The organism is Streptomyces bambusae (assembly GCF_019400985.1).
Lineage (GTDB): Bacteria > Actinomycetota > Actinomycetes > Streptomycetales > Streptomycetaceae > Streptomyces > Streptomyces bambusae_A.
This window is the reverse complement of record NZ_WTFF01000340.1, coordinates 1-7,752: the sequence shown is the minus strand read 5'-3', so window position 1 is coordinate 7,752 and position 7,752 is coordinate 1. Positions and strand designations below refer to the sequence as shown.

5 protein-coding genes are annotated in these 7,752 nt (G+C 71.9%); 2 read left to right on the top strand and 3 right to left on the bottom strand.

Annotated features, from left to right (window positions below):
- From GPJ59_RS30685 to GPJ59_RS30675, 3 genes are all read right to left on the bottom strand, one after another.
- The coding region (locus GPJ59_RS30685; RefSeq protein ID WP_308120573.1) for a biotin/lipoyl-containing protein at positions 1–321 on the bottom strand (321 nt) is incomplete at its 3' end.
- 55 nt (positions 322–376) lie between these two features.
- Positions 377–1,765, bottom strand: a complete 1,389-nt coding sequence (lpdA, locus tag GPJ59_RS30680; protein ID WP_219671185.1) for a dihydrolipoyl dehydrogenase — start codon at positions 1,763–1,765, stop codon at positions 377–379.
- 249 nt (positions 1,766–2,014) lie between these two features.
- Entirely contained in the window at positions 2,015–3,541 is a 1,527-nt protein-coding gene (locus GPJ59_RS30675; RefSeq protein WP_219671184.1) for a leucyl aminopeptidase, read from the bottom strand.
- 358 nt (positions 3,542–3,899) lie between these two features.
- On the opposite strand from GPJ59_RS30675, the gene GPJ59_RS30670 reads away from it, so the two are divergent.
- Positions 3,900–5,927, top strand: coding sequence for a hypothetical protein (locus GPJ59_RS30670; protein WP_219671183.1), 2,028 nt, complete (start codon positions 3,900–3,902; stop codon positions 5,925–5,927).
- A 151-nt stretch (positions 5,928–6,078) separates the two neighbouring features.
- On the top strand, positions 6,079–7,653 hold the full coding sequence (gene pelF, locus GPJ59_RS30665) for a GT4 family glycosyltransferase PelF (protein WP_219671182.1): 1,575 nt from the start codon (positions 6,079–6,081) through the stop codon (positions 7,651–7,653).
- The last annotated feature ends 99 nt before the right edge of the window (positions 7,654–7,752 follow it).

The window sequence follows — 7,752 nt, the reverse complement described above, 5'->3', positions numbered from 1 at the left end:
GGCCGGGGCCTCGGCGACGGGCGCCGGGGCCGGGGCGGCCACGGGCTCGGCGGCCGGAGCCGGGGCGGCGGCCGGGGCGCCGGTGCCGTCGTCGATGACGGCCAGCTCGGCGCCGACCTCGATGGTCTCGTCCTCGGCGACCTTGATCGAGGCCAGGATGCCCGAGGCGGGGGCCGGGATCTCGGTGTCGACCTTGTCGGTCGACACCTCCAGAAGCGGCTCGTCGGCCTCGACGCGCTCGCCCTCGGCCTTCAGCCAGCGGGTGACAGTGCCCTCGGTGACGCTCTCGCCGAGCGCCGGAAGGGTTACGGAAACCGCCATGGTTTCTGTTGCTCCTTACGAAAGGTACGGGAAGTGGTCGTCGCGCCCGTGACGGTTAGTCGTGGGAGTGAAGCGGCTTGCCGGCCAGGGCCAGGTGGGCCTCGCCGAGCGCTTCGTTCTGGGTCGGGTGCGCGTGGATGAGCTGCGCGACCTCGGCCGGCAGAGCCTCCCAGTTGTAGATCAGCTGGGCCTCGCCGACCTGCTCGCCCATCCGGTCACCGACCATGTGGACGCCGACCACGGCACCGTCCTTGACCTGGACGAGCTTGATCTCGCCCGCGGTCTTCAGGATCTTGCTCTTGCCGTTGCCCGCCAGGTTGTACTTGAGGGCGACGACCTTGTCCGCGCCGTAGATCTCCTTGGCCTTGGCCTCGGTGATGCCGACGGAGGCGACCTCGGGGTGGCAGTACGTCACGCGCGGGACGCCGTCGTAGTCGATCGGGACGGCCTTCAGGCCGGCCAGGCGCTCCGCGACGAGGATGCCCTCGGCGAAGCCGACGTGCGCGAGCTGGAGGGTCGGGACGAGGTCGCCGACGGCCGAGATCGTCGGCACGTTGGTCTGCATGTACTCGTCGACCAGGACGTAGCCGCGGTCCATCGCGACGCCCTGCTCCTCGTAGCCCAGGCCGGCCGAGACCGGGCCGCGGCCGATGGCGACCAGCAGCACCTCGGCCTCGAAGGTCTTGCCGTCGGCGAGGGTGACCCGCACACCGGTCTCGGTGTACTCGGCCTTCTCGAAGAAGGTGCCCAGGTTGAACTTGATGCCGCGCTTGCGGAACGCGCGCTCCAGCAGCTTGGAGCTGTTCTCGTCCTCGACCGGGACGAGGTGCTTGAGGCCCTCGACGACGGTGACGTCGGTGCCGAAGGACTTCCACGCCGAGGCGAACTCGACGCCGATGACGCCGCCGCCCAGGATGATCGCGGACTCGGGGACGCGGTCCAGGACCAGCGCGTGGTCCGAGGAGATGATGCGGTTGCCGTCGATCTCCAGGCCCGGCAGCGAGCGCGGCACGGAGCCCGTCGCCAGCAGGACGTGGCGGCCCTGGATGCGCCGGCCGTTCACGTCGACGGAGGTCGGGGAGGACAGGCGGCCCTCACCCTCGATGTAGGTCACCTTGCGGGAGGCGACCAGACCCTGCAGACCCTTGTACAGGCCCGAGATCACGTCGTCCTTGTACTTGTGGACGCCCGCGATGTCGATGCCCTCGAACGAGGTCTTGACGCCGAACTGCGCGGCCTCGCGGGCCTGGTCGGCGACCTCACCCGCGTGGAGCAGCGCCTTCGTGGGGATACAGCCGTTGTGCAGGCAGGTGCCGCCGAGCTTGTTCTTCTCGATCAGGGCAACGTCCAGACCCAGCTGCGAAGCGCGCAGAGCCGCGGCGTAACCGCCACTGCCACCGCCGAGGATCACTAGGTCGAAAACGGTGCTGGCGTCGTTCGCCACGTCACGTCCTCCATGCATGTGCGCCGGGCGCCGGTCCTTCGGTGACCGGGCGGCGGCTGGTGTTCGGCCGCTTGTCTTCGGCCCTGTGGTGGGGGCCCTGTCCTGCCGAGGACCCATCTTCGCACGACCGAACAAACAGCGCGGCCCCGGGCTTCCCGGGGCCGCGCTGTTGCCCGGACGTGCCGCTTTCCGTCGTGTCCCGCCCCTGTCCCCTCCTTCTTGACGGGGACGGGTCCGACGGCCGTCCGGCTAGCCCAGGTCGCCGGTGGCCGTACGCTCGGCCAGCCGGACCAGGGTGCGCACGGCGGAGCCGGTGCCGCCCTTGGGGGTGTAGCCGTACGGGGCGCCCTCGTGGAAGGCCGGGCCGGCGATGTCCAGGTGCGCCCAGGTGATGCCCTCGCCCACGAACTCCTGGAGGAAGAGGCCGGCCACCAGGCCGCCGCCCATCCGCTCACCCATGTTGGCCATGTCGGCGGTGGGGGAGTCCATGCCCTTGCGCAGGTCGGCGGGGAGCGGCATCGGCCAGGACGCCTCGCCGACCTCCTCGGCGATCTCGTGGATCGACGTACGGAAGGCGTCGTCGTTGGCCATGATGCCGAAGGTGCGGTTGCCCAGCGCCAGCACCATGGCGCCGGTCAGGGTCGCGACGTCGACCATGGCGTCCGGGTTCTCCTCGGAGGCCCGGGTCAGCGCGTCGGCCAGGACCAGGCGGCCCTCGGCGTCGGTGTTGAGCACCTCGACGGTCTTGCCGCTGTACATGCGCAGCACGTCACCGGGGCGGGTGGCGGAGCCGGACGGCATGTTCTCGGCGAGTGCCAGCCAGCCGGTGACGTTGACCTCAAGGCCCAGCTTGGCGATCGCGACGACGGAGGCGAACACGGCGGCCGCGCCCGACATGTCGCACTTCATCGTCTCGTTGTGGCCGGCCGGCTTCAGGGAGATGCCGCCCGAGTCGTAGGTGATGCCCTTGCCGACGAAGGCCAGGGACTTGGTCGCCTTCGCGTGGGTGTAGGCGATCTTCACCAGGCGCGGCGGGTTCTCGGAGCCCTTGCCGACGCCCATGATGCCGCCGTAGCCGCCCTTGACCAGCGCCTTCTCGTCCAGCACCTGGACCTTGACGCCGATCTCCTTGCCGGTGGTCTGGGCGACCGCGGCGAAGGCCTCGGGGGTGAGGTCGTTCGGCGGGGTGTTGATCAGGTCGCGCGCGATGTTGACCTCGGCCGCGACGATCTTGGCGCGCTCGACGGCGGCCTTGTGGTCCTTGTCACGCGGCTTGGCGCCCAGCAGGGCCACCTCGGCGAGCGGCAGCTTGGCGCCGTTCTTCGCGTCCTTCTTGTCGCCGCCCTGGTAGGCGGTGAAGGCGTACGCGCCCAGCAGCGCGCCCTCGGCGACCGCGGTCACGGCGGAGGCGTCCTCCAGCGGGAGGGCGAACGCGGCCTTCTTCGCGCCGGTCAGCGCGCGGGAGGCGGCGCCGGCGGCGCGGCGCAGGGCCTCCTCGTCGTAGGACTCGTCCTTCTCCGGTACGCCGCCGAGTCCGACCGCCAGCACGACCGGGACCTTCAGACCGGCCGGGGCCGGCAGCTTGGTGACCTCGCCTTCCGCGCCGGACGCGCCCAGGGCGTCGAGGACACCGGCGAGCTTGCCGTCGAACGCCGCGTCCACGGCCTCGGCGCCGGGGGCGACGACGGGACCCTTGGGGCCCTTCGCCACGCCGACCACGAGGGCGTCGGCGCGCAGCGTCGAGGCGCCGGCAGTGCTGAGAGTCAGAGCAGTCACGGTGGTGAAGTCTCGCTTCCGTTTGTGTGGTGTGGGGCTGCGGGCAGGTCGGGGTCGCCGGCCGTCCGCAGCGATCGTATTCCGGCCCGGTCGCCGCCGGTAACGAGCCTACGCGGACGCCCTGTCCGTACAGCACTCGAATGGTTTGGGAAGTTGTTCGATCTACAGGCCTCCAGGTTCACCCATCTGTGGCCTCTCTTCCAGGTTTGCCCCTTGGACCTGACGAGGTCCGTAAGGATCGAGCCACTCTCGCAAGGGGGCGCGGGGTCCCTTTGCATGATTTCCACAGAGCCTCCCCGGCCCGGCCGTACCGCCACGGGCCGCCGTCGAGGGACGCCTGCGGGGGGAAAGGCCTTACATGGTCAAGAAGAACCGGATGAACAGGGCTGCCGCCGCCTTCGCCGTGGCAGCGCTCGTCTCCGTGGCGACACCCGCCACGGCCGCCGAGACGGCCGTGACTCCCCGGATCGACCTGAAGGTGCTCGTCGTCGACGACGGCGGCAGCTCCGTCGAGGCGATCACCGCGGAACTGCGCGACACCGGGGTCCCCTACACCCGGGTCGCGCTGGGGGACAGCGGCCGCCCGGTCATCGACGCGGCGTTCCTCGCCGACACGGTGGACGGCCGCCCGCGCGCCAGGTACCAGGGGGTGGTCCTGCCCAACGAGAACCCCTTCGGCGACGGCAGCGCCGAGATGGCCGCGCTCGTCGCGTACGAGACGGCGTACGGCATCCGCCAGGTCGACGCCTACACCTGGGCCCACCCGGGCGTGGGCCTGGAGTACACCGACAACGGCGGGTACAGCGGACAGCTCGACGGGGTCCCGGCCGCCGTCACCGCCGCCGGCAAGGCGGGCCCGTTCGGCTACCTCGCCGGGCAGGTCGCCTTCGAGGACAACTCGCCGCTGATCCCCGAGAGCTACGGCTTCATGGGCCGGCCCCGGCCGGGCTACACCAGCTACCTCGACGCGCCCGCCGGCTCCGGCCGGGCCTCGCTCGTCGGCGAGTACGCCCACGACGGACGCAGCGAGCTCGTCGTCACCTTCGGCTACAACCAGCACCAGCGGCAGTTCCGGCTGCTCGCCCGGGGCATCGTCGAATGGCTCACCCAGGGCGTGCACCTCGGCCGCAGCCGCAACTACTTCGCCGTCCACGTCGACGACGTCCTCGCGCCCGACGCCCGCTGGAACAAGGAGCTCAACTGCACGCCCGGCGACTACGCCTGCCCGGGCGGGGAGGGCAAGGAGAGCACCGTCCGGATGACCGCCGCCGACGCCCAGTACGCGGTGCAGTGGCAGCAGAGCAAGAACTTCAAGCTCGACATGCTCTTCAACGCGGGCTCGGGCGAGGAGTGGAAGGCGGAGAACGGCGGCACCGACGCCCTCACCGCACAGCTCGTCGCGGACCGCGCCAAGTTCCGCTGGCTCAACCACACCTACACCCACCCCTTCCTCGGCTGCGTCCAGGACACCACCACCGTCCCGTGGACCTGCGTCAAGAACGCCCAGGGCGCGGTCAGCTGGATGAGCCGGGCCGAGATCTCCGCCCAGATCCGCGACAACGTCAACTGGGCGGCCGGCAAGGGCATCGCCCTCGACCGCACCGAGCTCGTCACCGGCGAGCACTCCGGCCTCAAGACCCTGCCGCAGCAGGACCAGGACAACCCCAACCTGGCCGGCGCGCTCGCCGACAACGGGGTCAAGTGGACCGGCAGCGACAACTCCCGCGAGCCCGAGCAGCGGCCGGTCGGCGCCGCCCGGACCGTCCCGCGCCACCCGATGAACGTGTACTACAACACGGGCACCAACGCGGAGATGGCCGACGAGTACAACTGGATCTACACCAGCCGCGCGGACGGCGGCAGCGGCGTCTGCGAGGACAACCCGGCCACCTCCAGCTGCCTGCCCGCCCCGCTCGACACCGCCACCGGCTACCTGTCGTACATCGTCCCGCAGGAGGCCCGCACCGCCCTGCGGCACGTGCTGGCGAACGACCCCCGGCCGCACTACGTCCACCAGTCCAACCTCGCCGAGGACCGCACGCTCTACCCCGTGCTCGACCAGGTCCTCGACACCTACCGCGCGCTCTACGCGCCCAGCGCGCCGATCGTGAACCAGAGCATGAAGGACACCGGCGTCGAACTCGGCCGCCGCGCCGCCTGGGACAAGGCGCTCGCCGCCGGCCAGGTCACCGCCTACCGCGTCGGCACCACCGTCACCGTCAAGGCCCCCGCCGGGGTGCTCGCCCCGGTCACCGCGCCGAACGGTACGAAGAAGCAGCTCCTGCTGGGCACCTCCGACTTCGGCACGGCCTACGCCGGCACCCGTTCCGCCTGGGCCGGCCCGGAGCTGCTCCAGAGCGCCATCACCCTCAAGCTGCCCAGCTGACCGGCTGACCGGCCGACACCGCAGCACCACGGCAGCACAGCACCACGGCAGCACAGCACCACGGCAGCACAGCACCACGGCACCACTCAGCGCCGGCGCCCGCAGACCCACGGGCGCCGGCCCTTCATCACGTCCTGGGGGGACATACCACATGAGCCATGGGCGCCACGTCACCATGCTCACCGAAGGCACCTACCCACATGTCCACGGCGGCGTCAGCACCTGGTGCGACCAGCTCGTCCGAGGCATGCCGGAGGTCGACTTCAACGTCACAGCCCTGACCGGCACCGGACGCGAGCCGGTCAGCTGGGAACTGCCGCGCAACGTCTACCGGCACACCGCCGTCCCGCTGTGGGGGCCGCCGCCCCGCGGCTCCCGGCGGGCCGTCCCGCGCGGCCGGGCCCACCGCCGCTTCACCGAGACCTACGAGCAGTTCCTGCTCTCGCTCCTCGACCCCGCGCACGCCACCGGCGGCGACGGGCAGCACCCGGCGGAGGACGGGGGGTTCTCCGCCGCCCTCACCGAACTCGCCCGGCTCGCCCGGACCGGCGGCCTGGCCACCGTCCTGCGTTCCGAAACGGTCCTGCGCACGCTGATGGCCGTGTGGAACCGCCCCGGCCTGGCCACCGCGGCCGCCCGGCCCACCGTCCACGACGCCCTGACCGCCACCGACCTGCTGGAGCACGCCCTGCGCCCGCTCGCCGTGCGGATCCCGGCCGACAGCGTCGCGCACGCCGTCAGCAGCGGCCTGGCCACCCTGCCCGCCCTGGCGGCGAAGCGGCTCGACGGCGTCCCGTTCCTGCTCACCGAGCACGGCATCTACCTGCGCGAGCGCTACCTCGGCTACCGCACCGCCGCCCAGCGCTGGCCGGTCAAGGCGCTGCTGCTCGGCTTCTACCGGGAGCTGAACTCCGAGGGCTACCGGCAGGCCGACCTCATCACCCCGTGCAACCGCTACAACCGCCGCTGGGAGGAACGCGGCGGAGCCCCCTCCGACAAGATCCGCACGGTCTACAACGGGGTCGACCCGCACGCCTTCCCCGAGGCCGGGCCCGAACCGGAGGTGCCGACGCTGAGCTGGTGCGGCCGCATCGACCCGATCAAGGACCTGGAGACCCTTCTGCGCGCCTACGCGTTCATGCGCGCGGAACTGCCCGAGCTGCGGCTGCGGCTCTTCGGCCCGGTCCCGGCCGGCTGCGAGGGCTACCGGATGCGCCTGGAGGAGCTGGCCGCCGAACTCGGGGTCGCGGACGGGATCACGTACGAGGGCCGCATCGACAAGGTCGCCGAGGCGTACGCGGCGGGCAGCATCGTGATGCTCTCCAGCATCAGTGAGGGCTTCCCCTTCAGCATCATCGAGGCCATGTCCTGCGGCCGGACCACCGTCTCCACCGACGTCGGCGGGGTGCGCGAGGCCGTCGGCGACACCGGCCTGGTCGTCCCCCCGCGCGAACCCGAGCTGATGGCCCGGGCCACCCTCGCCCTGCTGCGCGACGACGCCCGCCGCGCCGAGCTCGGCCGCCTGTCGCGGCAGCGGGTGGTGGAGAAGTTCACCCTGCACCAGTCGGTGGACGGCTTCCGCCACATCTACCGCGAGCTCGCCGGGCAGCCCCTGCTGCCCGTGCACGCGGGCGACGCGTGGACGCAGCGGCTGGCCGACCCCTGGTACCGGGAGCTGGCGGCGTGGGGCCACCCGCGCTCCGGGACGGGCGGGGGCGCCCGATGAGCGGATCACTGTGGCTCACGCCCCCGGGCCCCGGCGGCCCCGGCTCCGGCCCCGCGGCCACGGCCGCCGCCCTTGCCTCGGCCGCCGTCGGCCGGGCCG